Below are 25,480 nucleotides of genomic sequence, written 5' to 3'. Positions count from 1 at the left end.
ACCCGCCCGCAAGCGCATACGAAAAGGCCATGAAGATACTCTTTCTTGGCGATGTCATGGGGCGTGCGGGCCGCGCCGCGATCAGCGAGCACCTGCCGCGTTTGCGCGAGGCGTGGCGGCTTGATTTCGTGGTCGTCAATGGCGAGAACGCCACGTCCGGTGTGGGACTATCAGGCGATCACGCAAAGGTATTGCTGGATGCCGGGGCGGATGTGATCACGCTGGGTGATCATGCGTTCGATCAGAAGGATATGCTGACATTCATCGCAAACGAGCCGCGCATCATCCGGCCCCTGAACTTCTCCAAGGCGGCACCGGGTGCCGGTGCGCGCGTTTTCAAAGCACCCGGTGGGCGCAAAGTGCTTGTCGCCCAGGTGCTGGGGCAGGTCTTCATGAAGCGTCCCTTCGACGATCCCTTCTCGGCCCTTGATGCGCTTTTGCGGCAATACCCCCTTGGCGGCCAGATCAGCGCGAGCCTGATCGACATCCATTGCGAGGCCACGTCCGAAAAAATGGGCGTCGGGCATTTCTGCGATGGGCGCGCAAGCATCGTTGTTGGCACACATACCCATGTGCCGACGGCTGACGTGATGATCCTGCCGGGTGGCACAGCCTATCAAAGCGATGCAGGCATGTGCGGTGACTACAATTCAGTCATCGGCATGGAAAAAACCGAGCCGATGCGACGCTTCGTGACCGGCATGCCCAAGGGGCGCTTTACCCCCGCAATGGAAGAGGCCACCTTGTCGGGCCTCTATGTCGAAACCGATGACCGCACGGGCAAGGCGCTGCGGGTGCAGATGGTCCGACAAGGTGGAAGGCTCAGCCCTGCGGGGCCTGAATGATCCACGAACGCGCGCGTCTGACGGCGCTATTGCTGCTTCTGGGCTGCGGCTGGGGGCTGACGCAGCCGCTGATCAAAATCACGGTCACCGCGGGTTACCAGCCGCTCGGGCTGGTCTTTTGGCAGCTTCTCATCGGCGCTGTCCTGTTGGGCATCTTGCGTTGGCGCCAGATGGGGCGGCTACCCTTCACGGCGAGGACCTTTGCCGTCTGGCTGATGATCGCGACCATTGGCACCCTGATCCCCAATACGACAGGCTATCGCGCGGCGTTCCATCTGCCGTCGGGCATCATGTCGATTGTCATTGCGACGATCCCGATGATGGCCTTTCCCATCGCTCTTGCCCTTGGCAATGACAGGTTTTCCTTGCGGCGTCTTGGCGGGCTGGCATTGGGACTGATTGGTGTCAGCCTGATCGCCTTGCCAGAGGCGAGCCTGCCCGACCGCGCCATGATCGCCTTCCTGCCTTTGGCGTTGGTGGCACCCTTTTGTTACGCTTGCGAGAGCAATATCGTGGCCCGCTGGGGCACGGCCGGGCTTGATCCGTTTCAGGTGCTCTTCGGCGCCTCTGCGTTAGGGACCGTCATAGCATTGCCACTTGCCCTTGGTTCGGGCCAATTCTTCATCCCCCGCCCACCGTTTATCCTCGCCGATCTGACCATGACGCTGAGTGCCATCATCCATGTCCTCGTCTATTCTGGCTATGTCTGGCTGATCGGGCGGGCCGGTGCGGTCTTCGCTGGGCAGGTCAGCTATCTGGTCACCGGTTCAGGTGTGCTTTGGGCGATGTTTCTGCTTGGCGAAAGCTACAGCCTTTGGATCTGGCTCGCCCTGCTTTGCATGGGTGCAGGTCTTGCCCTTGTCCAACCTCGGCTTGCGCCAGCGCTAGCGCTCAGCAAAACTGGCGCGCATGGATAATTGGCTGGCCCTCACGCAAACGCAAAGCGCGGTGATCACGATGTTGGTTGTCGTGGCCATGTTCCTGATGTTCCTGCGCGAGGCATTCCCAACCGAAGTCGTGGCAATGATCGGCGTGTCGTTCCTGCTCGCCATCGGCATCCTGCCTTACGAAGACGCTGTCATGGCGCTGGCCAATCCGGCGCCATGGACCATTGCCGCGATGTTTATCATCGTGGGCGCTCTGGTGCGGACCGGGGCTTTGAATGCGATGACACAACTGGCAGAGCGCCAGGCCAAGGTTAGCCCGGCTCGGGCCATCGGCGGCGGCCTTGTCTTCGTAGCCTTTGCAAGTGCGATCATGAACAACACACCACTCGTGGTTGTGATGATCCCGGTTTTTGTGCAATTGGCCCGCACATTGGGGACATCCGCCTCAAAGCTGCTGATCCCGCTGAGCTATGCGGCCATCGTCGGCGGTACGATGACGTTGCTGGGGACCTCCACCAACCTGCTTGTTGATGGCGTTGCAAGGGCATCGGGGCTGGAACCGTTTGGCATCCTTGAGATTCTTCCCGTCGGCCTCATCGTCGTCGCCTGGACCTTCACCTATCTCTATTTCATGGCCCCACGACTGCTGCCCGACAGACAAAGCATGGCGACGATGCTGTCGGATCGGTCCAAGAAAAAGTTCTTCTCCGAAGCCGTCATCCCCCCGGACAGCAACCTGATCGGTCGCGAGGTGACAGGTGTACAGCTTTTCAAACGCGACGGTGTGCGTCTGATCGACGTTGTGCGGGGCGACACCTCGCTGCGGCGCAACCTCAAAGGCGTGGAACTACAGGTGGGCGACCGCGTTGTGTTGCGCACCGAGATGACCGAGCTTTTGTCTTTGCAAGCGAACAAGGAGCTGCGCCGTGTCGATCAGCTTTCGGCGGTTGAAACGACCACGGTCGAGGTGCTGATCACGCCGAACTGCAAGATGGTCGGGCAACGGCTCGGCGCCATGCGGTTGCGCCGCCGCTATGCGGTCTATCCGCTGGCCGTGCACAGGCGGGACGCCAATATCAGCCAGCAGATCGACGATATCATGGTGCGCGTGGGTGACACGTTGCTTCTAGAAGGCGCGCCCGAAGACATCGGACGGCTCGCCGAAGACATGAACCTAGGCGATGTGTCAAAACCCTCGCAACGCGCCTACAGACGCGCGCATGCCCCCGTGGCGATTGGGGTACTGTTGGGCGTGGTGATCCTCGCCGCTTTGGGCATCGCACCGATCCTAATGCTCGCGATGATTGGCGTCACGATCGTGCTCATGACCGGCTGCATCGACGCGGATGAGGCGTTTTCCTATGTCGAGGGCCGCTTGCTTGCGCTGATCTTCGCGATGCTGGGAGTTGGCTCCGCCCTGCAATCCTCCGGCGCCGTCGCCCTGATCGCGGATACGCTCTCGCCGGTAATGCTGGTGCTACCTGGGTTCTTCGTGGTGCTTGCGGTGTATCTCTTATCGAGCATCCTTACCGAACTGGTGTCCAACAATGCCGTGGCCGTCGTGATGACGCCTATCGCCATCGGTCTTGCCGGCGCATTGGGTGTCGACCCCCGCCCTTTGGTCGTCGCAGTGATGATCGCAGCCAGCGCCAGCTTCGCCACCCCCATCGGTTATCAGACCAACACTCTGGTGTACGGACCCGGCGGATACCGGTTTTCTGACTTCCTGAAATTCGGGATACCGCTCAACCTGTCGCTGGCACCCATCGTATCGTTCGTGATTCCGTTCATCTGGCCGCTTTAAGGCCCTGATGACCGCCCCGCACTATTTGAAGCGTTCCCAGGCTGATTGACGCGATATCCCGAGGGGCTCGGCAATCTTGGCCCAACTCACATCACGATCCCGTAATGCATCCACAGCGCGGGCGAGATGCTCTTTGTAAGCCTCCGCCGTTGCATCCAGCGCAGCTAAAGCGTTGATCAGCCGTTCAGTTGGCCATGTTACGGGGTCAAAAGCCTTTGGAGGCACATCAGCACCGTCCATCAGAACCCGGCACGTTTCGACACATTCGTTGCAGATATGCAAACCACCCGGACCTGCCGCCAATTTCTGAACCTCTTGGTCCGTTTTTCCACAGAAAGAACAATTCAGCATATGCAAATCAACACCTTTGGTCAGGTTATCCCTGACAGTCAGGTAAAACCTGACAATACAAATTGCAAGAGACTGCGTTGTGTGGTCAAAGCATGCTGCAAGATACAGCCAATCAGACGAGCGATTGTGATGCATTCACGCAGGCTTGCGGCCCGCGCCCGCCTTGCCTTATAGAGGCGCAGATTTTCACGACAGATCACGAGGGTTTCGATGGCTGGCCACTCCAAATGGGCAAATATTCAGCACCGTAAGGGACGGCAGGACAAGCTGCGCTCCAAGCTGTTTTCCAAGCTCGCCAAGGAAATCACCGTCGCCGCTAAGATGGGCGACCCCGATCCTGACAAGAACCCGCGTCTGCGTCTGGCGGTGAAAGAGGCGAAATCGAACTCTGTTCCTAAGGATGTGATCGACCGCGCGATCAAGAAATCCCAAGGCGGCGATGCGGAGAACTACGACGAAATCCGCTATGAAGGCTACGGACCTGGCGGCGTTGCCGTGATTGTCGAGGCGATGACCGACAACCGCAATCGCACCGCCTCAACCGTGCGCTCTACCTTTTCAAAGAACGGCGGAAACCTTGGCGAGACAGGCTCGGTTGGTTTCATGTTCGACCGCAAGGGCGAGGTCGTCTATCCGGCATCCGCGGGTGATGCCGACACGGTGATGATGGCAGCGATCGAGGCCGGGGCCGAGGATGTCGAAAGTGATGAGAACGGCCATATCATCATCTGTGCGGATACGGACCTCAACGATGTGTCCACAGCACTTGAAGCGGAACTGGGCGAGTCGGAGTCGACCAAGCTGATCTGGAAGCCCAACATGACCACCGAGGTTGATCTGGATGGGCTGACCAAGCTGATGAAGCTGCTTGATACGCTCGAAGAAGATGATGACGTGCAGCGCGTGACGGCCAATTTCGAAGCACCGGACGAGGTAATGGCGGCATTCGCCGACGAATAAGCCAGCCCCCCATCCGCGCCTAGGGCAGTTTACTCCAAAGCGTTCCGCAGGCCGATGGAATGCGTACCTCAATCGCTTGCATCGCGTCGACGATCAGGTCCTCGCGCCAGCGCCGTCCGGCGATCTGCACGCCGATGGGCTGTGGGCCCTGTGGTAGGTCGGCGATATGTGTGGGCAGGTTACCTGCGGGCAGGCCGGTGAAATTCATGATGAACGACCAGTGTGAGGTGCCAAGCGCGTCTCTGACGCCTTCAGCGCCTTCCGCATCGCGCCCCGGTGCGAAGAAGGGCTTGAGCATGAACGGCGTCAGCACCAGCGGGTAGTCTTCCAGAAACAGCGACCAGGCCCGCGCGTAGTGGCTGCGCTGCGCCAGCATTGTCAGCAGTTCTGTGCCTTCGTAAGGCGGGAACTGTCGGAAGTATTCATCGAAGATCGTATTCAGCTCTGCCGAGCCATAGCGCTGGATGTCCGGGCCAAGCAGCGCTTTGACCTCGCCCAAAAGCGTGCGGTAGCCGATTTCGCCGGTCTCTTGTGCGAGTGGCGGTTCCACCATCTCCACGGCATAGCCCGCGTCTGACAATGCAGAGGCGGCCTTGTCCAGAGCGGTCGCGACCTCGGGATGCAGGCCAAATCCGAAATCGTCACGGGCGACGGCGACGTGGATGGGCCCCGCGAGCGGTTCACCACGCCAAGGGAGGGGTGCATGGAACGGGTCCCGCGCATCCGGCGCGATCATCGCTGGCATGGACAGATGCAAATCCGCCGCATTGCGGGCGAGCAATCCCTGCACCGACATGGACTGGGCGAGCAAACCCCGCTCCACCTTTTGGCTGGGGTTGAAGGCAGGCACGCGGCCCAAGCCGGGTTTGACGGTCACAGCCCCGTTGGCTGCAGCCGGAAACCGTAGCGAGCCGCCGATATCGTTGCCATGGGCCAGCGCGCCGATCCCCGCCATCACCGCCGACCCGGCCCCGCCCGATGAACCGCCCGCCGAGACATGGCGCCCCCACGGGTTATGCGTGCGCCCGAAAAGCGGGTTGTCGGTGTCGGCGCGGAACGAGAATTCGGGTGTGTTGGTGCGCCCAATGACAATCGCGCCCGCCGCTTTGAGGTTGCACACGACCGGCGCGTCCGCGGGCGCGATCATGTCCTTGAAGGCCGCCACGCCGTTCGACGTGGCATGCCCTTGCTGGTCCACATTGATCTTGATCGAGACAGGCACGCCATGCAGCGGACCCTTGGGCGCATCGCTGGCATCCAATGCTGCGGCCTCGGCCCGCGCCTCGTCTGCGAGGCTTTCGACCACTGCGTTCAGCGCCGGGTTTGCGGCCTCCATCCGGGCAATCGCCGCCTCGGTCACCTCCAGCGCAGTGAGTGACCCGTCATGCGTCGCCGCCGCAATCTCTGCCGCGCTCCATTGCCAAAGCGGCGCCTCGCCCGTCATGTCATTGCCGCTCCCGTTGGTGAGTCCTTGCGACCCTATACCAACGCGATCAACCGGCAAGGCCCCCCGGTGCCACCCTGATGCTTGGGCGCGCCAACAATCAGGGTTGCCCCCGTCGCGGGCAATTCATCGAGGTTCGCCATGTTCTCCACCGCCCAGCGGTTTGCGGGCAGCCATGTGTAGTGGGTGATGAAGTCTGCTGAGAGGCCAAAATCAATGGAAAGCGTGTCCACGGCCACACCCGCCACATCGGCCTCTTCCAGAAGCATCGTCACCGCCTCAACATGGAAACCCGGAAAATGCATCTTGCCGTCCGCATCCGCATTGCGGAACCCTGGCGTGCCGAGCCGTGACTGCCAGCCAGAATTCTGCGCCACGCAGGCACCTTGCGGGATCGGCCCATTGGCGCTGATCCAGGCGGTCAGGTCATCGGGTGTGACCTGCGCATCCGGGTCTGCATCCGCCTTTTCGCGGATATCGACAATGGCCAGCGGGCAGACGAGCGATTCAACTGGCACTTCATCAATCGTCGTTCCGCCATCGGTGAAGTGCAGCGGCGCATCGATATGCGTGCCTGTATGCTCGTTCACGCGGATGCTTTTGAGGTTAAAGCTGTGCTCGGCGTATGTGAACACATCCTCATCAAAGAACTGCTGTTCGCCGAAATAGGTCGGAAAGTCGTAGGTCAGCGTATGGGTCAGGTCGACCACGCGACTGGCCCCCTGCGCCATCAGCGGTCGTGGTGCGACGGCAGCAGTTGCCGCAATCGCCGCCCCGGCAGCCGCAGACCCGCTAAAGAACTCACGCCGGCTGAGCGCGCGGCCTTTGACATATTCCATGATGATCGGATGACACATCGCAATTCCCCTGTTCTCGCAACATTGAATGTGACGAGTATCAGGGGGTCATGGCCGTTCTGGCCACAGGTTTTTTGGATTTGCCGTTTTGGGTGGGTATTCCCGCGCGGATGCGCCGGGAATGCCCAAGGATCAAGCAGAAAGGGTCGTTATGCCGCCGCCGATGCGATGGGCAGGGTCATCATCCGGCCTGCCATCTCGTCCAGATCGGCGTCGCCGACGGCGCAGGCAGCGTTCTGGGCCATGCCGATATTGGCGGCATTCTTCATCTCAACCGCCAGTGCGGCCGATGTCACCCCGGCGCACTCCACAGGCAGCTCCGCAGGAATCTGACAAGCGCGCATCAGGTTCGAAAGCGCTTCTGGCAAGGCGGCAGCCGACGCCTCTGCCCCCATTGCTAGAGCTGCACGCGCGTAGTTCTCAGCCCCATCGGGGCGTTCAACCAGCCAGGGCAGGCTCACTTCCAGCGCCAGGCCAGTGGCCAGCCCATGATGCACCCGCGCCAGTGAGCCGAGCGCGTGGCTGATATTGTGCCCCATATGCGTGTTGCAGTTATGCAGGGCGAGTCCCGCAACCGTACTTGCCCAAAGAACGCGCCCACGCGCTTCGAGGTCGGCCCCGTCGCCGACCGCACGTGGCAGAGCGTCCGAGAGCAAACGCAACGCCTCAAGCCCGTAAAGCTGCCCTGCCGGGCTGCTGCTGCGCGAAGTCACCCCTTCCAGCGCGTGGGCGACGGCATCAATCCCGGTCCAGGCGGTCAGATGCGACGGCAGGCTCAGCGTCAGTTCCGGGTCCAGCACCGCCTGCGCGAACATCAGCTCTTCGCCCCAGAACCAGATCTTGTGCCCGTCATTCTTTGAAATGACAGAGGTACGGGTGACCTCTGATCCGGTGCCGGCGGTGGTGGGGATGGCGATCGCGGGCATGCCGTCAGCGGGCAAGGGGCGGGCGGCAAGGGCGTAATCCTCGGCAGGGCGGTTGGTATGGGCGATGGCCGCCACCAGCTTGGCCGCATCCATCGCGGCACCGCCGCCAAGGCCGATCACCAGCTTGGCGCCCGCGTCGCGCGCCCTTGCGCAAAGATCGTCAACCAGCGCCTCTTTCGGTTCACCAGCGACGTCGGCGGCCACTTCAGATGCGATGCCTTCGGCGGCCAGACCCTGGCTCAGCCGTTCAGTCACGCCCAGCTCTGCCAGAATGCTGTCTGCCACAATCAGAACCGGGCCGCCGCCCAGCTCTTTGGCGATGTCGGGCACTTTCGCTATCCGCCCCGCGCCAAAGGTCAGCGGTGGCACTTGCCCCATATTGAACGTCTTCATTTCATCCCCTTTGAAGTCTTCTTCTGCACAATCTGCGCTGTGCGGCGTGGGTTTTGGCGAAGGAACGCGACACCGCGTGCGGCGCGACCGACCTCGTCATGTTCGGCACCGCCTAATCGCGCAATCTGACCAGCGCAAGCAGGGTTTTACCGTCCCCGACGCGACGACACAGACTGCGGCAAGGCAGTCGCATCCACGCACCATGGAAACGATGCGCCTTGTCTGATGGCGGCCTCCGCTTTACGCAGATCAAAACAAGCGCGCGGGATCGCGCCAAGGAAAGGGAGCCACGCGATGTCCGAACGCAATTTTGAACCCATGACCAAGGCAGAGGTCGTTGCCGCACAGCGCAACTGGGCCAAATGCGTGACCGAACAGGATGTCGATGGCCTTCTGGAGCTCTACGATTTTGATGACCCGGAGGCGCCTGTTCTGTTCAAACCGACTTTGGCCGATGTGATCCGGCTCGATCGGGCGGGTGCGCGGGCCTACTTTGTTGGCGGAGATGCCGATTATCCGCAGGATCAGGGTTTTCTCAATCGCGGATGGAAAACGGTGGAGTTCCAAAGTGCGGTTGGCCCGATCCTGAAGGCCGGGGGCCTTGGTTACAAGGACATGGGTCACTACACATTCGTTGATGGCGAAGGCAACGCTACCCGCGCCGACTACACTTTCGCCTATCACAAGCTTGACGGGCGTGTGCTGATCTCACTGCACCACTCGTCGCTCACTTGGTTCCCGCCTGTCGGGGGCTGAGCCCGCTGCCCTGTTGCAGAAAAGGCCGGATTTGCGTATCCCATTGCTGAGGTCGACAGACACCTAGGCGTCACTGCTCCGGGTCGGAGTGCTAAACCTGTCCATGAATGAAACGTTCCACCGCATCAAGCAGGGCGTCGTTTCGTTAAGCCAGTGACCGACGAACCGGTATCGCGCCCGACTTGGATGCATCATGACGAAAACCCCTATCCCCCTTCGCGCGGACGACTTGACATCGTTTGCGCGCGCCTTGTCACAGCAATTGGATGAGGCAAGCCCCTCTCATCTGACCCTGATGAACATGATCGCCCGCGCAGCCGGGTTTCAGAATGTGCAGCACATGCGCTCTGCCAGCGCCGCAGAGCGGCGTTTGGCGAAACCGGATGACAGCGCACTTACCAATGCACGTTTGGTTGAGCGGACGTTGCACCAATTCGATGATCTCGGACGCCTGCAGCAATGGCCCTCAAAACAGGCGGTGCAGACGCTAGCACTATGGGCATTGTGGTCAACACTTCCAGCAAACACGCACCTCAACGAGCCGACCGTCAATGCGCTCCTTGATGCCGAGCACCTGTTCGAAGACGTAGCGACCCTGCGGCGCACCATGATTTCTTGCAATCTGCTGACCCGTGACAGAGATGGGACGAATTACCGTCGGATCGAACAGAAGCCGCCTGCGGATGCCATTGCCGTGATCCATGTTCTGACCGCGCGACGGCGCAGGCGTCGGACCGCCAACGCGGAAATGGATCATGCATAACGGATCATGCCTCTGTGGTGCCGTCAAAATCGCGGTCAGCGTCGCTCTACCACAACCAAATGCATGCCACTGCACAGCGTGCCGCAAACAAACCGGCCATTATGGCGCCTCGGTTGACTTGCCCCGTTCCGCTGTACGGGTCACTGGCGAGGACCATGTGAGGTGGTACCAGTCGTCCGACAAAGTGCGGCGTGGCTTTTGTGACATCTGCGGTTCAACCCTGTTCTGGGACCCGGTGCATCACGACTGGACAGCGATCGCAATGGGCGTCTTCGATGGACCAACAGATACCAGCCTCTCATTGCACATTTTTGTGGCCGAGAAGGGGGATTACTATGCCATTGCCGATGGGTTGCCACAAAACGAGCGGTAAGGCGCAGGTGCCCATGCGCTTGGGGCCTGCCCAATGAGTGGCGTCATGATTGCGGCGTGATTACTTCGTGTTCGGTGACGATCAAGTCAAGCGGCTGATCGGTCGGTTCCAGTGGCAATCCCTGATCCTCTTGTGCGGAGTAAGCAAAGCCAATTGCGAAGGTTGGGCGGGCGGCGCGGAGTTTTTGGAGTGTGCGATCATAGAACCCGCCGCCATAGCCGAGGCGACCGCCGTAGCGGTCGAAGGCGACGAGTGGCACGATAACGATCTCAGGCACCATCCAGTCACCAGCCTCGGGGATCATCGCGCCAAACTCGCCCTTGATCATCCTGCATCCCGGCTCCCATTGCCGAAACTTCAAGGGTTGTTCCGCGCCCATGATGACCGGTACCCCGACGGGGCCATGGGCGGCGGCCTCTTCCATGGCGGCGATCGGGTCAATCTCGGTGCGCATCGCCATGTAGCCTGACAACGGGACACCGCGATATCCGGCGAGAACTGAGCTGAGATGCCCGGCATTCCCCTGCCCCAGCGCATGTGCCGCTTTCCGCCGGGCAAAGGCGGCCTGGCGTGCGGCGGATTTGTCGATCACAGCAGCCACAGCGCCGCAAGGCCAAGGAATGCAAAGAAACCAACCACATCCGTGACAGTGGTCACAAACGCGCCGGATGCGAGTGCCGGGTCAACGCCCATCTTCTCCAAGGCCACGGGGATCACCGTGCCTGCGAGGCCGGCCACAACGAGGTTGATCACCATCGCCACAGCAATCACGACGCCGAGCATCGGCGAGCCGAACCAGACGATGCCCACCGCCCCCATCACGACCGCGAAGATCAATCCATTGATCAGGCCCACCAGCACCTCGCGCCTGATCACGCGCCAGAGGTTCGCGGTCGTCAGATCGCGCGTGGCGAGCGCGCGCACGGCCACGGTTAGCGATTGCGTGCCCGCATTGCCGCCCATGGAGGCGACGATGGGCATCAGCACAGCCAGCGCGACGAGACCCGCAATCGTTTCTTCAAAAAGCGCTATGACAAGGGAGGCGAGGATCGCCGTCACAAGGTTGACGGCCAGCCAGGGGAAACGGCGCTTGGTCGTTTCAATCACCTTGTCAGACAAACGCCCTTCGCCCACACCGGCAAGGCGCAGGATGTCTTCCTCGGCCTCTTCTTCGAGAAACATCATCGCGTCATCGATGGTGATGACACCGACAATGCGGTCGTCGTCATCCACAACCGGCGCGGTGATCAGGTGATAGTGGTTGATGGCCTGCGCGACCTCCTCCACATCTTGCGCAACGTGAAAGGTGCGGAACGTATCCTCGGTCAGGTCTTTGAGCGGTGTGTCGCGCGGGTGGCTGAGGATGCGGCCGAGCGTGACATAGCCCACTGCCTTCAATCGCGGATCGATCAGGATGATGTGGTAGAATTGATCGGGCAGCACCACATCAGACCGCAAATAATCGATGGCCTCGCCGACGGTCCAATGCTCTGGCGCACGGACGAGTTCGGATTGCATATGCCGCCCGGCGGATTCCTCGGGGTAGGACAGCGCCTGCTCAACAACCACCCGGTCGCCCGCATCGAGGGCATCCAGCACCGCCTCTTGCTGCTCTTCATCGAGGTATTCGACAAGATCAACAACGTCGTCGCTTTCGAGGTCCCGGACGGCTTCGGCGAGTTCAGCCGGTTCGAGCTGCTCAATGACCTCTTCGCGCAGGCTCTCATCCAGTTCGGAGAGAACGTCGCCTTCAAGGCCGCCTGACCAAAGCGACAGCACATCCGGGCGATACTTTCCATCGATCTGTTCTAGAAGGTGCGCGACGTCGGCGGGGTGCAGCGGGTCCAACAGCGCATCCATGGACGCGGTATCGCGGGCTTTGACGGCGTCCAGAACGCCGGTCAGCAGCTTGTCGGTGACGCCAAAGGCTTCGTCGGTGTTGTCGTCCTGTTGCTCTGCCATCATGCGCCCTCACTTGTCCGCAACATAGTGGATCGGCGCGCTTCTACAACGCGCATTCGGCGATTTACCCCTCTCTGCCAGCGCCATATGGTAAGGGCATGACAAAGCAGCTTCTTTTGGGCCAAACCCTTGGGTTTTCGGGCAATCCTTTGACGTCGGATTGGGCGGATATCGTGGAGTTCGACAGTGCGGGCGGTGTGCTGATTGACGGTGACCGGATCAGTGCAGTGGGCAATGGTGCCGCGCTCAAGGCGGCTCATCCAGAGGCAGACATAACCGACTATGGCGACGCGCTAATCAGCGCGGGCTTTGTTGACGCCCACATGCACTATCCCCAGACCGGCATCATCGCGAGTTGGGGCAAACAGCTGATTGACTGGCTGAACACATACACCTTCCCGGAAGAGGCGCGTTTTGGTGATCCGGCTTATGCGGCAGAAGCAGCCGGACTGACGCTCGACCTCGCGCTTGCCCATGGCACAACGACGCTCACCAGCTTTTGTACGATCCATCCCGAAAGCGTCGATGCCTTCTTTGCGGCGGCGGCACATCGCAACATGGAGGTGGTTGCCGGCAAGACCTGTATGGACCGGAATGCGCCCGGCAATCTGCTTGATACGGCGCAATCAGCTTATGACGACAGCAAAGCACTGCTGGCGAAATGGCATGGGGTGGGCAGGGCGCATTACGCCATCACCCCGCGCTTTTCACCCACGTCCACACCAGAACAACTGATGGCATTGGGTGCTTTATGGGCTGAAAATCCATCATGCCTGATGCAGACGCATCTGAGCGAGCAGCTTCCCGAAATCGCATGGGTCAAGGAGCTATTCCCGGACGCGCGCGATTATCTCGATACATATGAGCGCTTTGGCCTTTTGGGCGCGAGGGGCCTTTACGGCCATGCGATTCATCTGGAAGATCGGGAAATTGCGCGTTTGGCCGAGATTGGGGCCGCCGTTGTTCATTGTCCCACGTCGAACACCTTTATCGGGTCGGGCCTGTTTGATCTGATGGCGCTTGCTCGCGCGGGTCTGAGCATCGGGCTCGCCACCGATACGGGCGGCGGCTCGTCCTTTTCGATGCTGCGAACAATGGCGGCGGCCTATGAGATCGGGCAATTGCGCGGAATTGCGCTCCACCCCGCACAGCTGATGTGGCTCGCCACCGAAGGGTCCGCACAGGCATTGCATATGCAAGGGCAGATTGGCGCGCTGCGCCCGGGTGCGACGGCCGATATCACGGTGCTTGATCTTGCATCCACATCTGCCATCGCGCAGCGCCATGACAAGGCCGGAGACATCTGGGACGCGCTTTTCCCCACGATCATGATGGGCGATGACCGGGCGATCAGGGATGTTTGGATCGCAGGTAGACGACGGCACGGCAAGTCCGCGTCTAAAGCTGCACAATGACAGATCATGCAGCGCCGGTTTTCGGCGCGAGAGTTACAAAGGATCGAGACAGATCATGACAACAGGTTTCTTCTGGGACGAACGCTGTTTCTGGCACGGTGGCGGCAATTATGCGGGCATACTTCCCGTTGGCGGGCTTGTGCAGCCCCTGGATGGTGGCCTGCCCGAAAACCCCGAAACAAAGCGGCGGTTGAAGAACCTGATCGAGGTGACGGGCCTTGCCCACGACCTCTCTTTCCAGGGGGCGGACCCGGCCAGCCACGAAGACCTACTACGTGTGCACCCCGCCAGCTATCTGAGCGAATTCAAGGCGCTCTCAGATGCAGGCGGCGGTGAGTTGGGTCGCCGTACGCCCTTCGGTCCAGGCGGGTACGAAATCGCGGCCCTCTCCGCGGGTCTCGCCAAATCCGCCCTCGCGGCGGTGCTGCAAGGCAAACACAAGAACGCCTACAGCCTGTCCCGCCCACCCGGCCACCATTGCCTGCCGGACTACCCCAACGGGTTCTGCCTCCTCAACAATATCGGCATCGCGATTGAGACCGCAAAGGCCGCCGGGCTTGCCGACCGCTTTGCGGTGCTCGATTGGGACGTGCATCATGGCAACGGTACCGAGGCGGTGTTTTACGACCGGGACGATGTGCTGACAATCTCTCTGCATCAGGACCGGAACTACCCAATGGATACGGGTGCCTTCGCTGATCGGGGCAGCGGGGCGGGCGAAGGCTGCAACCTCAACATCCCCCTCCCCCCCGGCACCGGTCACAAAGGATATCTGGTGGCGATGGAGCGGCTCGCCCTACCCGCCATCCGCACCTTCAAGCCGGATGTTCTGATCATCGCCTGCGGCTACGATGCCGCGGCCAACGACCCGTTGGGGCGGATGTTGGCCACGGCAGAGACGTTTACACAGATGACGCGACAGGTCATGGCATTGGCCGGCGATATTTGCGGCGGCAAGCTCGTGATGGTCCATGAAGGCGGCTATTCGGAAACCTATGTCCCCTTCTGCGGGCATAATGTGCTGCAGGAAATGTCGGGAAGCGCGATCCATGCCCCCGACCCCTTTGCCGAGATCTTTCCATTGCGCCAACCGGATACCGAGTTCGATGCCTACTTGGACGGTTTGATAGGCAAAATGGCAGATGCGCTTTGACGCAACAAAGGTCGGCTTTGCGGATATTTCGTTGAAAAACTCTGGATTGACCGGGAGTAAGTCGCTGATTCAATTCGTCCTGTAGGGAGAATTGGCGATGATGGGACCAAGGCAAGAAGCACAAGCTGCGCTGTTCTACGAGTTTTCCTTGGAAGTTCACGTCCCTCAAGATCATCTCTTGCGTTCGATTGATCTCTTAGTCGATTTGAGCAGCATTCGGCCCCATCTGTGGGAGTTCTACAGCCACACCGGTCGACCGTCCGTCGATCCCGAACTGCTGATCCGTATGCTACTGGTGGGCTACTGCTTTGGCATCCGTTCCGAACGGCGGCTCTGCGAAGAGGTGCATCTGAACCTGGCCTACCAGTGGTTCTGCCGTCTTGATCTGAACGACCGGGTTCCTGACCATTCGACGTTTTCAAAGAACCGCCATGGCCGTTTCCGTGAGAGCGAGTTGCTACGCCACTTGTTCGAGACGACCGTGGCGCAATGCATCGCTGAAGGTCTAGCTAGCGGCCAGCGCATGGCTGTTGACGCCAGTCTGATCGAGGCTGACGCGAACACACAATTCTCTGCGTCCAAGGACGAATGGGACACCAGGCGCATCGATGTCGAAGCTGCACCACGCGCTGTGAAGGAGTATCTCGACACGCTGGATGAGGCCACCTTCGGCGCAGTCAGTGATGTAAAGCCCAAGTTTACATCCTTTTCTGACCCTGCCAGCCAGTGGACGGCAGCGCGCAAAGGCCCTGCATGCTTTGCCTACTCTGACAACTACCTCATAGACACCGATCACGGTGTCATCCTTGACGTCGAGGCGACACGGTCGATCCGACAGGCCGAAGTTGGCTCAACAAAGACAATGCTGGGTCGCGTGAGGGCCAGGTTCGATCTACACCCCGAACGGCTGATCGCCGATATTGCTTATAGCTCTGGGCCAATGCTCGGTTGGTTGGTGGATCGCAATATCGCGCCGCACATCCCAGTCATCGATAAAGCGGGGCGCAGCGATGGCACCTAGGCTCGCGCCGACTTCGAATAGGACGCCGAGAATAACCAATACATCTGCCCAGAGGGTGAAGCCTTGAAGCAGTTCCGCCGCAACTACTCGGATCCCAATCGCGGCCCCACGGGCAAAGGCGTCGCCAAGTACCGCGCACTTAAGAATACCTGCCAAGCGTGTCCGTCCAAAACCAAGTGCTGCCCAAACATGGACTTCCGTTCCATCACCCGCGAAGAGCACGAAGACGCACGTGATGTTGCGCGCGCCATCCGAAAAACCAAACAGTACAAAATATCGGCCAAGCTCAGAAAGAAGGTTGAGATGCTCTTTGCCCACCTGAAGCGCATACTCGGGCTGGGACGGCTGCGACTACGCGGCGCATGCGGCGCAAATGACGAATTCCTCCTCGCCGCCACCGCCCAGAACCTCCGCCAACTCGCGAAGATCTTTCCTGCACCGCAGCAAACGCAAAAAGCCTGATCACAAAGACGCTCGCGCCGCGTTCAGAACGCAACTTTCTGCGCCCGCAACACGTTGTTTTTCAACAGAATCCGGACTGAGCTGACCTTCGCTGCGGCTACGCCAAAGTCAGCTTCGTGGATTTCAATCCTCTCTTGAAAACGCAAGATTGGCAGAGTTGCTGTTTGTTATGCCACCAGCCATACAGTCAGGACACAAGCCTTATCCGAGACTAACCATGGGCAATGACCAACAAAACTGGCGCAACGACGTCGCCCATTTCCTTGCAGAAACTTTGCCCAAGGCAACGGATCGGCCAGGCTGGAATGATATGGCGTCTACGGCCTACCAAATCGGATGCATGGCCTTGGTGAAGCTTGGTTTTGCAGATGCAAAAGATTGGGGAGCAGTACCGAAAGATGTTCCTGAACTTCCTGCGACTATGCCGCGATGGGATGATATCTGCATTTCTGTTCTTTGGCTTGCGAACCAACAAAACAAGCTTTCATTCCGCCTACCAGACAGAAGTCTCCCCCCAACTCGCATAGGAAATGGTTTTGTGATCGCCATGAAAGATCCACCGCGACCTCCGACCCCAAATCTTGCAGCTCGTTTTGGATTGGGCTGCGCACTCTGTAATGATGACGTTTTGCTTTTGCTTCAGCAACTTGGCCTTGTCTCAAACGGCGGCTGGACACAAAAGGCAGAGTTCATTCTGTGGAGGACTTCGCCGAAGAATTGGGGCCTAGAGTTCCTGCGAGACGAGCGTTTTTTGGATGCGGTTCAAAAGGCTACAGCTACAATTCCCGATGACATTGCGGCAGAGATTTCGGAGTTAACTGAGATCAGCAAAGAACACATCGACGAGCTAATAGCTTGGCATGAAGAGAAGCTCGCTGAACGGAGAGAGAAGTACGGGCCGAAGGCGAGACTTGGTGAGGTTCCAACAAGAGAGCAAGCACAACGCTCTCTCGAATTCTCGCGCAGAAACGCAATAGACTGGGTGTTCTTTCGCCGTTGGAGAATGGACGATGCGTGGCTCTCTGCGAAAGAGGCTGAAGCAGCTCTGGACATCTTTCATGACAGGCTAGCGATTTCGATGCGCAGAGAAGTTGTTAAGCGTTTGCACCCCTCAAAGCCTCAGTTTTTTGAATAACCCTCGTATCGTGCTAAAGGCTCGATCAATAACTCTCATGATTGCAGACCTTTGGTCACTTTGCAGCATCGGTCAATTTGGGTTCAAACCAGATGTTGACCTCTTGGCGTTACAAAGACAGTCCTTGCAACCTGAGGCACGTCGGTTGTCATCCCGCTCAGGCCCGCATATCTGGAATCAAGTCGTATTCAGGATGTTCCATGCCCGCCCCAAATCACACAGCGCTCGATTTCCTTCTGACCCGCCGTTCGCGCCCCGCCAAGACGCTGACGACACCGGTGCCAGACAAAGCCACGATCGAAACCCTACTGACCGCCGCCGCGCGCACGCCCGATCATGGTAAGCTGGAACCATGGCGTTTTATCGTGTTGGGTAAGCCTGCGCTTGCTCGGCTGGCTGATTTCGTAAACGCACGGGGTGACGCGCTTGGGATGGAGACCGAGAAGGTCTCCAAGGCGCGGGATCAATATGCCAATGCTGATCTGGCAATTGCAGTCATCAGCGCGCCGAAACCTTCCGACAAGATCCCGGAAATCGAACAGATCTATTCCGCCGGAGCCGTCTGTCTGGCGCTGCTGAATACGGCACTGGCGGCGGGTTGGGGCGCCAATTGGCTTTCCGGTTGGCCCAGCCATGACCGCGATTTCGTCCGCGATGGGCTGGGGCTCGCCGATCATGAGACTGTCGCCGGATTGATCCATATTGGCACCGAAACCAGTGCTCCACCCGAGCGCCCCCGCCCCGATCTGGCGGCCATCACGACGTGGCTCGATACATGATCCTGACCGCGTTTTTCGCGGCATTGGCGCAAATGCCGGATCGGCGCTTTCGCAGCGTGCTGTGGCGCGGCATTGTCCTGACCATCGCACTGCTTGTCGCCATCTATGCGGGGCTTTTGTGGCTGATCGAATGGCTGACCGCTGAACCCATCACCCTGCCCGGTGTGGGCGAGGTGACATGGGTCGGCGATCTTTTGGGCTGGGGATCGCTGGGGCTCATGCTGATCCTCTCTGTCTTCCTGATGATCCCGGTCGCCTCCGCCATCACCTCTCTCTTTCTTGATGAGGTCGCGCAGGCGGTTGAGGACAAGCACTACCCGGACCTGTCGCCCGTGCCGCCGGTCAGCTTCAGCGACGGGCTGCGCGACACGATCAACTTTCTTGGCGTGCTGATCGGCGCCAATATCCTCGCCTTTGTCGCCTATGCCATTTTCCCTTTTGCCGCGATTGCCATTTTCTATGCGCTCAACGGCTTTCTGCTGGGGCGCGAGTATTTCCAGCTGGCCGCGATGCGCCGGGAAGGACGCGCGGGCGCGAAAGCGCTGCGCAAGCAGCACAATGGCACGATCTGGGCTGCGGGCTGCCTGATGGCTTTGCCGCTGTCGGTTCCGTTACTGAACCTTTTCATTCCGATACTGGGTGCTGCCACCTTCACCCATCTTTATCACCGGCTCAGTCCCGGCTGACCTCTGGCGTCGACATGCGTTCGAACCAGTCGATGTCACGCACGGTAATCGCACCCGAAAGGATCGTGCCTGCAATCACGGCCCAGATGGGCACAGCCCAAAGCGTCGTAACCTTTGCCTTGCGCCCCAGATTGAAATCTGCGGGCGCGGAGGCATGTGTCCCCGCCACGACCTCGCCATCTTCGCCTTGCGTGGTCAAGCGAAGGGGCAGCACGACGAAAAAAACCATGGCCCAGACCACGGCAAACAGGACGATAGCAGATACGGGGCCCATGCTCCCTCCTCTCGCATACTCCGCTGACAGATACGCCGTTTGTGCGGCGGAGCAAGCCCCGCCGACGCAACTGCGACATTAATTCAGACAGCGCCCGTTCTGATAGCTGCCCACGCTGCGGATCACATCGAAGGAGGCCGCCTCAATCCGCCGACCGCTAAGCTCAGACCGCAGGATGCGCCCCAGAAGCGTATTCAGGCGCGTGACCTGATAGCACGAGATCGTGGGCTCTGCATGGGCCAGCCCAACCCCGCTGTCATCGGTCAGGAACAGATAACGCCCGCCCGTCATCGCCGCCCCCTGCCGCATCAGGAACTCCAGATGCGGGTCCACACCGCTTGCGGTCACGCTGAAGACTTGGATGCCCTCCGCGGCAGCACGTGCGGCTGCGCGATAATAGAGCTCCGTCTTGACTTCGGTCGGCGGTTCATCCCCGATCTGGAACAAGAGCCGCTCTCCCTTTCCGCGCCGCCAGTTCATATCCACCGCCGCCATCAACGCATCGGCCAACACCTCTGGCCCGCCCGCGCCACCAGATGCCCGTTCGGACCGGACCCAGCGGGCAAATTCACGCGGGCTGCGCGTGAACCCATAGGATCTAACGACATAAGGATCGGCAGGCGCCTTATAGACGATCAGTCCCAGCCGAATATCGACATCCGGCGCAGACTGCCGTACGTCGCGCGTGATCTGCCGGATTTCCTGCGCCAGCCAGTCAAGCTCATCTTGCATGCTGCCGGTCGTATCAACCGCGAAAACGAGGTCCAGAAAGTCCGGCGACCATGTGCCTGCGAAAGGAAGATCAACCGATTTCCGCTGGAAACCGGTAGGCAATTGTAAAACAAACGGCTCTGCTCCGTCGCCCGCGAAGGCGCGCAATTCGACCGAATTCAAGCGGCCTTGCCCCAATGCCTCTGGAAAGACAGTGACAACGCCGTCGACGCCTGAATAGCCATCATAGAAGGCATTATCCGCACCCGGTCTGCGAAGTGTGACTCGGATACCCGGAGCCGGCACACCGCCTGGCCCGCGTAACCGTGCGAGAAGAGGACGCTGGAGCGCGGCGACAGGCAGATCAAGTTCGCGCGCTGCTGCGGCCTGATATCGCCGGAAATCGGACAGGTTCAGCGTGTCATCCACATCACCTGCAGTCACAACACCTGCCTGTGGTGCAGCGCGCGATATAGGCGGTGGCGCGTGAACGATGGGCGCTGCGATGGCGGCCTCTGCTGCCACAGGCGCCAGGCTTGGCGACGGCAACACGGCCGCGCCGTGATAGGTTCCGCTGCCAGGGCCCGTCGCGGAACAGGCGCTCAGCGCAAAGGCCACAACCGACCCCAACAATATCTTCCTTGGTTCTAACATAGGTCTCTCCAAAAATGTGCAATTTACACATATTTTGATTCCAATGGACCGGTCAAGAAAAATGTGCATATTGCACATCATGCTGAACCTGCTTGACAGACTACTTGCTCCGCTGGCCCGCTTGCTGGTGGCACGGGGCATCCCGTTCCCAGACCTGGCCGAACGGCTGAAGGTCCATTACGTCAACGCGGCCAAGGGGATGGCAGAGGGGAAAGTGACCGATAGCCGCTTGTCAGTCCTGACGGGGCTGCAACGGCGCGACATCGCGCGGCTGCGCGCCCTGCCCCAGCCGGAACAGCGCACCCATCACCTCGCCCGTCTTCTGGCACTCTGGCAGACGGAACCGGACTTTATGGGCAGCGATCTGCCCAAGAACGGCCCCGCCCCTTCATTCGAGGCGCTGGCCTGGCTGGTCCGCAAGGATATCCACCCGCGCACAATGCTTGATGCGCTCGAAGCTGCGGGTGCTGTGGCTGTCGACATTGAAACCCAGACGGTGCGCCTCCTGCAGGCTTCTTATCAGCCGCTGGCGGGCTCGGATGACCAACTCGCCTACCTAACCCAGAATATCGGCGATCATTTCGATGCGGCCACAGATAACGTTCTGGGTGCCGATCCGGCGCATTTCGAACGCGCGGTTTACTATGGCGAACTGACGGTGGATCAGGTTGCGGAATTGCGTGCCATGCACCAAACCGGGCAAATGGACCTTTTCAACAACCTGAGCACACGCGCGGCCGTCATGAAGAAAGAAACAACAACAGACCCAAGCGAAAAATCCCATCGCTTCCGGGCGGGCGGCTACTTTTACACGACAAAGGATAACGACGCATGAGAGGCATTTTCATCAGCCTGGCCCTGATACTCGCCGCCTGCAGCCCAGTCATTGAGGCGCGCGCGCCTGCCGGACCCGCATCCGAGATCGCCCTTGAAGAGCCGATACTGGCCGCTCCGATGGCACCCGTCGTCACCCCCTGCCCGGCAGATACGCTCGCCAGTGATGATGGCATCGGCGGCACGGGCTGCAAATAGGTCTCAGACCTCTTCCAACTCCACCAGACAGCCGTTGAAATCCTTGGGATGCAAGAACAGAACAGGCTTGCCATGGGCGCCGATCTTGGGCTCACCCCCGCCCAGAACGCGCGCACCTTCGGCCAGCAGATGATCGCGTGCCGCCAGAATATCATCGACCTCATAGCAGACATGGTGAATGCCACCTGACGGATTCTTGTCCAAAAACCCTTGTATCGGAGAGCCTTCGCCCAAGGGATAGAGAAGCTCAATCTTGGTATTGGGCAAAGTGATGAAAACGACAGTTACACCATGATCCGGCTCATCTTGCGGATCACCCACATCAGCGCCCAGCATGGTGCGGTATTGCGCGCTCGCGGCCTCAAGATCAGGCACAGCAATCGCGACGTGATTTAAGCGTCCAATCATCAAATTCTCCCTTTGGCGCACTCTGCCGCGCTGCAGCAAAAAGTGCAACGCATGATCCGCTTAAGGAACTGTTCACCTTGTGATGCTTTCAATGAGTAGGGGCTGCAACCAAAGGGAAGAATCGCGATGGATGCTTTGACAGGTTTGATTGGGGCGCGTGCGCCAACGGCACACCGGCCACTTTTGGGTATCACCGTTCTGGTGGTCGAGGATAGCCGCTATGCCAGTGAGGCGATGCGCCTGATGTGCCTGCGATCCGGCGCCAGGATCAGGCGGGCCGATAGCCTGCAAACCGCCCGACGGCATCTGGCTGTCTATCGACCAACGGTTGTGCTCGTGGATGTGGGCCTGCCGGACGGGTCGGGACTTGCCCTGATTGAAGCGCTTGCACAGGCGACCCCGCGGATCGAGGTCATTCTTGGCATCAGTGGCGAAACAACGGCCGAGGAAGATGTACACGCGGCGGGTGCGGATGGCTTTATCGCCAAACCAATCGACAACCTGTCGGCCTTCCAGCACGCGATCCTCACCCATTTGCCTGCGGACCGGCAACCACCGGGACCGCGACTGATCAACGATGAGGTTATTCGCCCCGACAGCGTCGCTTATCATGACGACCTGAACCACATCGCACAGGTCCTCAGAGACGAAGATCAGGACAATATCGACTACGTCACACAATTCCTCGGTGGCGTTGCGCGCAGCGCAAATGATGAAGATTTGGATCGGGCCGTGCGCGACCTCGTGGCGCAAAAATCGAAAGGCGGCAATCTCAAGCCCGGCGTGGCGGCTTTGTCGGAAATGGTGCAAACCCGGATCGCGGCGGCAGGGCCACTTTAGGCCGAAATGGCCGGAGGGGCGTGCTGACCTAAGCGCCGGGATCGCATGAATTGCGATGCAAGCCCGTTTGGATCACTTATTTGACCCGAAAACTACTTCACCCAGGAAAAACCGGGTGGATAGACATGCAAGCCATCGAAGTCAGCCTTGCTAACGGGCGCGCCTTCAGCCCGGAGGATCGCAAATGCCATTGACAGATGAAACCAAAGGTTTGGGATGGCGAAGTGCTGCAGATATTCCTGCGCGGACTGATCAAGATCGGCAAAACCCGCGCGATGGACGATCCTGCGATCTTCCACTCCGGCAAAGTCCTCAGGCTTTAGCGCCTTGATCTCGGACTGTGCTGCAAGCAAATGCACGCGTAACGCTTCGCGATCATGCAGCGTTTCTTGCTCAGTCACCGCACGGCCGATCAGTGGCAATGTAGCGCGCAGCGCAAATCCGGCCGTGATTTCAAATTGTTCGGCACAACTGAACATATCCGGATGCAGCCGCGCTGCCAGCATCGCGGGCGTCGCGTGATCCAGTAGAGCAAGCGCGCGGTCGAGCGCTTGCAGCGCCACCGGAACCGCGGCGTCATACATCAGCTTTCCGGCGGCAGCACCCGCAGCCGCAGCTCACGCAATTGCTCATTCTGCGGCTCGGAGGGCGCGTCCATCATCAAATCTTCGGCACGCTGGTTCATCGGGAACATGATGACCTCGCGGATATTCGCCTCATCCGCCAACAGCATCACGATCCGGTCAATCCCTGCCGCACAACCGCCGTGAGGCGGCGCGCCGTATTGGAACGCGTTGACCATGCCGCCGAAGAGTTTGCGCACTTCGTCTTCACCATAACCAGCGATTTCAAACGCCTTGAACATGATCTCGGGCTTGTGGTTCCGGATCGCGCCCGACACCAGCTCATAGCCGTTACAGGCGAGGTCATACTGGAAACCCAGGACCTCCAGCGGCTCGCCGTCCAGCGCCTCCATCCCACCCTGCGGCATGGAGAACGGGTTATGCTCAAAGTCGACTTTGCCCGTCTCGTCATCCTTCTCGTAAATGGGGAAATCCACGATCCACGCAAAGGCAAACCGATCCTGCTCGGTCAGGCCCAGCTCATCCCCGATGGCCACACGCGCCTTTCCCGCGACGGTCTCAAACGTTTTCGGTTTCCCACCAAGAAAGAATGCCGCATCACCGACCCCAAGACCAAGTTCCTTGCGGAGCGCCTCCGTCCGTTCCGGCCCAATGTTCTTTGCCAAAGGGCCTGCACCAGCAAAGTACGTGAAAGAAGCAAAAGGCCACTGTTCCGGCGACTGTGGTATGGGTCTCGTCAAGAAGGCGCGCTGTTCTTCATTCAACTCACTATCATCACGTTCCACCAACTCAGAAAGCTGTGCAAACCACACTTTGAAAAGCGGATGCGACGGATCCGTTGTCACCTCCGCTGGCAGATCCTCCTCGCGCCAGAAGATATAGCCCATCCCCGGCAGCCCTTCCTTCTGCGCGAAGGCGTTCATCCGGTCACAGAACTTGCGTGATCCACCACCCGGCGCTGGGATGGCGCGAATTTCGGTGCCATCCTGCTCCAACAGCTTTGCGAAAATCGCAAAGCCAGAATCGCGGAAGTGGTCGGAGACCACTTGCATCTTAATAGGATTGCGCAGGTCAGGCTTGTCGGTGCCGTACCACAAGGCGGCATCGCGATAGGAAATCTGTGGCCAATCGGCAGGCGCATCGACCTTGCGCCCGCCGCCAAACTCCTCAAACACGCCCGCGAGGACCGGCGCAATCGTATCGAACACATCCTGCTGCTCGACAAACGACATCTCCATGTCCAGCTGATAGAAATCCGTGGGCGAACGGTCGGCACGCGGGTCCTCATCCCGGAAACAGGGTGCGATCTGGAAATATTTGTCGTAACCCGACACCATGATCAGCTGCTTGAACTGCTGCGGCGCCTGCGGCAGGGCGTAGAATCTCCCCGGATGCAGCCGCGACGGCACCAAAAAGTCGCGCGCCCCTTCCGGCGAAGAGGCTGTGATGATCGGCGTCTGATACTCGCGGAAACCGCTATCCCACATCCGCTTGCGCATCGATGCGACAACATCAGACCGCAGCTTCATATTCTCCTGCATCGCCTCGCGGCGCAGGTCGAGGTAGCGGTATTTCAGACGCGTCTCCTCCGGATATTCCTGATCGCCAAACACCATCAGTGGCAATTCGGCGGCATGGCCCAGCACCTCGATCTCGCGAACAAAGACCTCAACCTCGCCCGTGGGCAGCTTGGGGTTCACCAGCTCCGGATCACGCGCCTTCACCTCGCCATCAATGCGGATGCACCATTCGGATCGCACAGCCTCGACGGCGGAAAACGCCGCCGAATCCGGATCACAGAGCACCTGCGTGATCCCGTAATGATCGCGCAAATCAATAAACAAGATCCCACCATGATCGCGCACCCGATTGACCCAGCCCGACAAACGGACAGTTTTGCCAACTTGGGCGGCAGTCAATTCAGCGCAGGTATGCGAGCGGTAGGCGTGCATGCGTGTATCCTCAAGGCGTCAATCAGTCCGCCCCGTACACCCCTTTGCACACG

The 25,480-nt window shown here is 59.7% G+C and carries 26 protein-coding genes and 1 pseudogene; 16 read left to right on the top strand and 11 right to left on the bottom strand.

The genetic code is table 11. The features are described from left to right. The first annotated feature begins 29 nt into the window (after nucleotides 1-29). The 3 genes from SLH49_RS06320 to SLH49_RS06310 are packed head-to-tail and all read left to right on the top strand — an operon-like array spanning nucleotide 30 to nucleotide 3,536. On the top strand, nucleotides 30-845 hold the full coding sequence (locus tag SLH49_RS06320) for a TIGR00282 family metallophosphoesterase (protein WP_320268287.1): 816 nt from the start codon (nucleotides 30-32) through the stop codon (nucleotides 843-845). Continuing rightward, entirely contained in the window at nucleotides 842-1,762 is a 921-nt protein-coding gene (locus SLH49_RS06315) for a DMT family transporter (RefSeq protein ID WP_320268286.1), read from the top strand. Before SLH49_RS06320 ends, SLH49_RS06315 begins: the two co-directional genes overlap by 4 nt. Then, nucleotides 1,755-3,536 (top strand): SLC13 family permease, encoded by a 1,782-nt coding sequence (locus SLH49_RS06310; RefSeq protein WP_320268285.1) that lies wholly within the window; start codon nucleotides 1,755-1,757, stop codon nucleotides 3,534-3,536. Before SLH49_RS06315 ends, SLH49_RS06310 begins: the two co-directional genes overlap by 8 nt. 21 nt (nucleotides 3,537-3,557) lie before the next feature. Here SLH49_RS06310 and SLH49_RS22315 read toward each other — a convergent pair whose 3' ends face one another. After that, a complete protein-coding gene (locus SLH49_RS22315) occupies nucleotides 3,558-3,887 on the bottom strand; it encodes a ClpX C4-type zinc finger protein (protein ID WP_413785268.1) in 330 nt (109 codons plus the stop codon). 210 nt (nucleotides 3,888-4,097) lie between these two features. Here SLH49_RS22315 and SLH49_RS06300 point away from each other — a divergent pair, with 210 nt between their 5' ends. Beyond that, a complete protein-coding gene (locus tag SLH49_RS06300) occupies nucleotides 4,098-4,847 on the top strand; it encodes a YebC/PmpR family DNA-binding transcriptional regulator (RefSeq protein ID WP_320268284.1) in 750 nt (249 codons plus the stop codon). A 19-nt stretch (nucleotides 4,848-4,866) separates the two neighbouring features. On the opposite strand, the gene SLH49_RS06295 is transcribed toward SLH49_RS06300, so the two are convergent. The 3 genes from SLH49_RS06295 to SLH49_RS06285 form a co-directional block, all read right to left on the bottom strand. Then, nucleotides 4,867-6,291: an amidase gene (locus tag SLH49_RS06295; protein WP_320268283.1), complete on the bottom strand. Its 1,425-nt coding sequence runs from the start codon at nucleotides 6,289-6,291 to the stop codon at nucleotides 4,867-4,869. Between the two features lie 35 nt (nucleotides 6,292-6,326). Beyond that, nucleotides 6,327-7,148, bottom strand: coding sequence for a cyclase family protein (locus SLH49_RS06290; protein WP_320268282.1), 822 nt, complete (start codon nucleotides 7,146-7,148; stop codon nucleotides 6,327-6,329). Nucleotides 7,149-7,297: 149 nt separating this feature from the next. Then, the gene (locus SLH49_RS06285; protein ID WP_320268281.1) at nucleotides 7,298-8,467 is read right to left on the bottom strand and encodes an iron-containing alcohol dehydrogenase; all 1,170 of its coding nucleotides are present in this window, start codon (nucleotides 8,465-8,467) and stop codon (nucleotides 7,298-7,300) included. Nucleotides 8,468-8,761: 294 nt separating this feature from the next. Between SLH49_RS06285 and SLH49_RS06280 the strand changes: the two genes are divergently transcribed. From SLH49_RS06280 to SLH49_RS06270, 3 genes are all read left to right on the top strand, one after another. Next, nucleotides 8,762-9,223: a hypothetical protein gene (locus SLH49_RS06280; RefSeq protein ID WP_320240489.1), complete on the top strand. Its 462-nt coding sequence runs from the start codon at nucleotides 8,762-8,764 to the stop codon at nucleotides 9,221-9,223. Nucleotides 9,224-9,416: 193 nt separating this feature from the next. Next, nucleotides 9,417-9,986: a DUF2087 domain-containing protein gene (locus SLH49_RS06275; RefSeq protein WP_320268280.1), complete on the top strand. Its 570-nt coding sequence runs from the start codon at nucleotides 9,417-9,419 to the stop codon at nucleotides 9,984-9,986. Continuing rightward, nucleotides 9,979-10,359 (top strand): GFA family protein, encoded by a 381-nt coding sequence (locus tag SLH49_RS06270; protein WP_320268279.1) that lies wholly within the window; start codon nucleotides 9,979-9,981, stop codon nucleotides 10,357-10,359. Before SLH49_RS06275 ends, SLH49_RS06270 begins: the two co-directional genes overlap by 8 nt. Before the next feature lie 43 nt (nucleotides 10,360-10,402). Here the strand turns inward: SLH49_RS06270 and SLH49_RS06265 are convergent, their stop codons facing one another. Next, complete coding sequence (locus tag SLH49_RS06265) at nucleotides 10,403-10,951, bottom strand: 5-formyltetrahydrofolate cyclo-ligase (RefSeq protein ID WP_320268529.1); 549 nt, start codon at nucleotides 10,949-10,951, stop codon at nucleotides 10,403-10,405. Next, a complete protein-coding gene (gene mgtE / locus SLH49_RS06260) occupies nucleotides 10,948-12,321 on the bottom strand; it encodes a magnesium transporter (RefSeq protein ID WP_320240496.1) in 1,374 nt (457 codons plus the stop codon). The genes SLH49_RS06265 and mgtE overlap by 4 nt, the downstream gene beginning before the upstream one ends. Nucleotides 12,322-12,419: 98 nt before the next feature. Here mgtE and guaD point away from each other — a divergent pair, with 98 nt between their 5' ends. The 6 genes and pseudogenes from guaD to SLH49_RS06230 all read left to right on the top strand — a co-directional run bounded on the left by guaD (nucleotide 12,420) and on the right by SLH49_RS06230 (nucleotide 18,972). Beyond that, nucleotides 12,420-13,736 (top strand): guanine deaminase, encoded by a 1,317-nt coding sequence (gene guaD / locus SLH49_RS06255; protein WP_320268278.1) that lies wholly within the window; start codon nucleotides 12,420-12,422, stop codon nucleotides 13,734-13,736. Between the two features lie 55 nt (nucleotides 13,737-13,791). Beyond that, entirely contained in the window at nucleotides 13,792-14,889 is a 1,098-nt protein-coding gene (locus SLH49_RS06250) for a class II histone deacetylase (protein WP_320268277.1), read from the top strand. A 97-nt stretch (nucleotides 14,890-14,986) separates the two neighbouring features. Then, nucleotides 14,987-16,372: pseudogene (locus SLH49_RS06245) on the top strand (IS1182 family transposase). 148 nt (nucleotides 16,373-16,520) lie between these two features. Beyond that, nucleotides 16,521-17,507, top strand: a complete 987-nt coding sequence (locus tag SLH49_RS06240) for a hypothetical protein (RefSeq protein WP_320268276.1) — start codon at nucleotides 16,521-16,523, stop codon at nucleotides 17,505-17,507. Nucleotides 17,508-17,707: 200 nt separating this feature from the next. After that, a complete protein-coding gene (locus SLH49_RS06235; protein WP_320268275.1) occupies nucleotides 17,708-18,286 on the top strand; it encodes a nitroreductase in 579 nt (192 codons plus the stop codon). Further along, complete coding sequence (locus SLH49_RS06230) at nucleotides 18,283-18,972, top strand: EI24 domain-containing protein (RefSeq protein WP_320268274.1); 690 nt, start codon at nucleotides 18,283-18,285, stop codon at nucleotides 18,970-18,972. The genes SLH49_RS06235 and SLH49_RS06230 overlap by 4 nt, the downstream gene beginning before the upstream one ends. Here SLH49_RS06230 and SLH49_RS06225 read toward each other — a convergent pair. Together SLH49_RS06225 and SLH49_RS06220 are read right to left on the bottom strand one after the other, a co-directional pair. Continuing rightward, nucleotides 18,959-19,246, bottom strand: a complete 288-nt coding sequence (locus tag SLH49_RS06225) for a DUF1467 family protein (RefSeq protein WP_320268273.1) — start codon at nucleotides 19,244-19,246, stop codon at nucleotides 18,959-18,961. The two genes, SLH49_RS06230 and SLH49_RS06225, sit on opposite strands and share 14 nt — an antisense overlap. A gap of 78 nt (nucleotides 19,247-19,324) precedes the next feature. After that, the gene (locus SLH49_RS06220; protein WP_320268272.1) at nucleotides 19,325-20,611 is read right to left on the bottom strand and encodes a vWA domain-containing protein; all 1,287 of its coding nucleotides are present in this window, start codon (nucleotides 20,609-20,611) and stop codon (nucleotides 19,325-19,327) included. Between the two features lie 79 nt (nucleotides 20,612-20,690). On the opposite strand from SLH49_RS06220, the gene SLH49_RS06215 reads away from it, so the two are divergent. After that, a complete protein-coding gene (locus SLH49_RS06215; protein ID WP_320268271.1) occupies nucleotides 20,691-21,446 on the top strand; it encodes a DUF6502 family protein in 756 nt (251 codons plus the stop codon). Then, nucleotides 21,443-21,643 carry a hypothetical protein gene (locus SLH49_RS06210; protein WP_320268270.1) on the top strand — a complete coding sequence of 67 codons (201 nt, stop codon included), beginning with the start codon at nucleotides 21,443-21,445 and terminating at the stop codon, nucleotides 21,641-21,643. The genes SLH49_RS06215 and SLH49_RS06210 overlap by 4 nt, the downstream gene beginning before the upstream one ends. A 3-nt stretch (nucleotides 21,644-21,646) precedes the next feature. Here SLH49_RS06210 and mce read toward each other — a convergent pair whose 3' ends face one another. After that, nucleotides 21,647-22,051: a methylmalonyl-CoA epimerase gene (gene mce, locus SLH49_RS06205; RefSeq protein ID WP_320240513.1), complete on the bottom strand. Its 405-nt coding sequence runs from the start codon at nucleotides 22,049-22,051 to the stop codon at nucleotides 21,647-21,649. A 126-nt stretch (nucleotides 22,052-22,177) separates the two neighbouring features. Between mce and SLH49_RS06200 the strand changes: the two genes are divergently transcribed. Then, nucleotides 22,178-22,891: a response regulator gene (locus tag SLH49_RS06200; RefSeq protein WP_320268269.1), complete on the top strand. Its 714-nt coding sequence runs from the start codon at nucleotides 22,178-22,180 to the stop codon at nucleotides 22,889-22,891. Between the two features lie 92 nt (nucleotides 22,892-22,983). On the opposite strand, the gene SLH49_RS06195 is transcribed toward SLH49_RS06200, so the two are convergent. Together SLH49_RS06195 and aspS are read right to left on the bottom strand one after the other, a co-directional pair. Further along, the gene (locus tag SLH49_RS06195; protein ID WP_320268268.1) at nucleotides 22,984-23,475 is read right to left on the bottom strand and encodes a DUF1993 family protein; all 492 of its coding nucleotides are present in this window, start codon (nucleotides 23,473-23,475) and stop codon (nucleotides 22,984-22,986) included. Continuing rightward, nucleotides 23,475-25,427: an aspartate--tRNA ligase gene (gene aspS / locus SLH49_RS06190; protein WP_320268267.1), complete on the bottom strand. Its 1,953-nt coding sequence runs from the start codon at nucleotides 25,425-25,427 to the stop codon at nucleotides 23,475-23,477. Before aspS ends, SLH49_RS06195 begins: the two co-directional genes overlap by 1 nt. Between the last annotated feature and the right edge of the window lie 53 nt (nucleotides 25,428-25,480).

Origin of the sequence: Cognatiyoonia sp. IB215446 (assembly GCF_033963825.1) — a bacterium.
Lineage (GTDB): Bacteria > Pseudomonadota > Alphaproteobacteria > Rhodobacterales > Rhodobacteraceae > Yoonia.
The sequence above is the reverse complement of the archived record's forward strand: the minus strand, read 5'-3'. Positions and strand labels throughout refer to the sequence as shown.

Excerpts from the sequence above, each read along its gene's own strand:
- SLH49_RS06320 (WP_320268287.1), top strand. The coding sequence starts at position 30 with ATGAAGATACTCTTTCTTGGCGATGTCATGGGGCGTGCGGGCCGCGCC.
- SLH49_RS06315 (WP_320268286.1), top strand. The coding sequence starts at position 842 with ATGATCCACGAACGCGCGCGTCTGACGGCGCTATTGCTGCTTCTGGGC.
- SLH49_RS06310 (WP_320268285.1), top strand. The coding sequence starts at position 1,755 with ATGGATAATTGGCTGGCCCTCACGCAAACGCAAAGCGCGGTGATCACG.
- SLH49_RS22315 (WP_413785268.1), bottom strand. The coding sequence starts at position 3,887 with ATGCTGAATTGTTCTTTCTGTGGAAAAACGGACCAAGAGGTTCAGAAA.
- SLH49_RS06300 (WP_320268284.1), top strand. The coding sequence starts at position 4,098 with ATGGCTGGCCACTCCAAATGGGCAAATATTCAGCACCGTAAGGGACGG.
- SLH49_RS06295 (WP_320268283.1), bottom strand. The coding sequence starts at position 6,291 with ATGACGGGCGAGGCGCCGCTTTGGCAATGGAGCGCGGCAGAGATTGCG.
- SLH49_RS06290 (WP_320268282.1), bottom strand. The coding sequence starts at position 7,148 with ATGTGTCATCCGATCATCATGGAATATGTCAAAGGCCGCGCGCTCAGC.
- SLH49_RS06285 (WP_320268281.1), bottom strand. The coding sequence starts at position 8,467 with ATGAAGACGTTCAATATGGGGCAAGTGCCACCGCTGACCTTTGGCGCG.
- SLH49_RS06280 (WP_320240489.1), top strand. The coding sequence starts at position 8,762 with ATGTCCGAACGCAATTTTGAACCCATGACCAAGGCAGAGGTCGTTGCC.
- SLH49_RS06275 (WP_320268280.1), top strand. The coding sequence starts at position 9,417 with ATGACGAAAACCCCTATCCCCCTTCGCGCGGACGACTTGACATCGTTT.
- SLH49_RS06270 (WP_320268279.1), top strand. The coding sequence starts at position 9,979 with ATGCATAACGGATCATGCCTCTGTGGTGCCGTCAAAATCGCGGTCAGC.
- mgtE (WP_320240496.1), bottom strand. The coding sequence starts at position 12,321 with ATGGCAGAGCAACAGGACGACAACACCGACGAAGCCTTTGGCGTCACC.
- guaD (WP_320268278.1), top strand. The coding sequence starts at position 12,420 with ATGACAAAGCAGCTTCTTTTGGGCCAAACCCTTGGGTTTTCGGGCAAT.
- SLH49_RS06250 (WP_320268277.1), top strand. The coding sequence starts at position 13,792 with ATGACAACAGGTTTCTTCTGGGACGAACGCTGTTTCTGGCACGGTGGC.
- SLH49_RS06235 (WP_320268275.1), top strand. The coding sequence starts at position 17,708 with ATGCCCGCCCCAAATCACACAGCGCTCGATTTCCTTCTGACCCGCCGT.
- SLH49_RS06230 (WP_320268274.1), top strand. The coding sequence starts at position 18,283 with ATGATCCTGACCGCGTTTTTCGCGGCATTGGCGCAAATGCCGGATCGG.
- SLH49_RS06225 (WP_320268273.1), bottom strand. The coding sequence starts at position 19,246 with ATGGGCCCCGTATCTGCTATCGTCCTGTTTGCCGTGGTCTGGGCCATG.
- SLH49_RS06220 (WP_320268272.1), bottom strand. The coding sequence starts at position 20,611 with ATGTTAGAACCAAGGAAGATATTGTTGGGGTCGGTTGTGGCCTTTGCG.
- SLH49_RS06215 (WP_320268271.1), top strand. The coding sequence starts at position 20,691 with ATGCTGAACCTGCTTGACAGACTACTTGCTCCGCTGGCCCGCTTGCTG.
- SLH49_RS06210 (WP_320268270.1), top strand. The coding sequence starts at position 21,443 with ATGAGAGGCATTTTCATCAGCCTGGCCCTGATACTCGCCGCCTGCAGC.
- mce (WP_320240513.1), bottom strand. The coding sequence starts at position 22,051 with ATGATTGGACGCTTAAATCACGTCGCGATTGCTGTGCCTGATCTTGAG.
- SLH49_RS06200 (WP_320268269.1), top strand. The coding sequence starts at position 22,178 with ATGGATGCTTTGACAGGTTTGATTGGGGCGCGTGCGCCAACGGCACAC.
- SLH49_RS06195 (WP_320268268.1), bottom strand. The coding sequence starts at position 23,475 with ATGTATGACGCCGCGGTTCCGGTGGCGCTGCAAGCGCTCGACCGCGCG.
- aspS (WP_320268267.1), bottom strand. The coding sequence starts at position 25,427 with ATGCACGCCTACCGCTCGCATACCTGCGCTGAATTGACTGCCGCCCAA.